A 548-nucleotide genomic window follows, 5' to 3' on the forward strand; every position below is an offset into this window, starting at 1 on the left:
GTTAAACAAAAGGCTTAGAAATAAAGATAATGCACCAGAAGACTTACATTTTTTGACAGGTGGAGAGTTTATGCTTGATGATTCGCACCACATGAACTTATTATATGAATACATTAAAGAAAATGATATAAAATTCGTGATCTTGGATAATTTAATGACAATGCTAAGAAATGGAGACATTATCTACGGTAAAGACTTTGAACCAATGCTTAGGAGAATTACACGCTTAAAGTTACTTTTCCAAGACGTTACTTTCTTGTTAGTAGCTCATGCAAACAAATCAGCTTATGCAAACTCAATGGACGATAAAGCATATATGGTAAAGCCTAGTGACGCCTTGGGTGGTTCTACTCTAACAGCATGGGCAGAATTTATGTTAATGTTAAGCCCTAAACGTGGCAAGCATAACGACTTCTCTAAGTTATCAGTCAAAGCGCGTGGATATCAGTTTGACGATGATTTAAACTTTTCATACGTTGATTCAGTATTCACTTGCGTCAATAAATCAAAAAAAGAACCAGATAGCGAACTAGTGGAAAAAGTAAAGG

At 35.0% G+C, this 548-nt stretch carries 1 protein-coding gene; it reads left to right on the forward strand.

All coding sequences use genetic code 11. The annotated features are described in order from the left end of the window. Positions 1-548: AAA family ATPase (locus tag FDX22_RS22635; protein WP_222592564.1), on the forward strand; the 548-nt coding region annotated here is incomplete at both ends.

Source organism: Citrobacter sp. TBCS-14 (assembly GCF_005280805.1).
Lineage (GTDB): Bacteria > Pseudomonadota > Gammaproteobacteria > Enterobacterales > Enterobacteriaceae > Citrobacter > Citrobacter gillenii.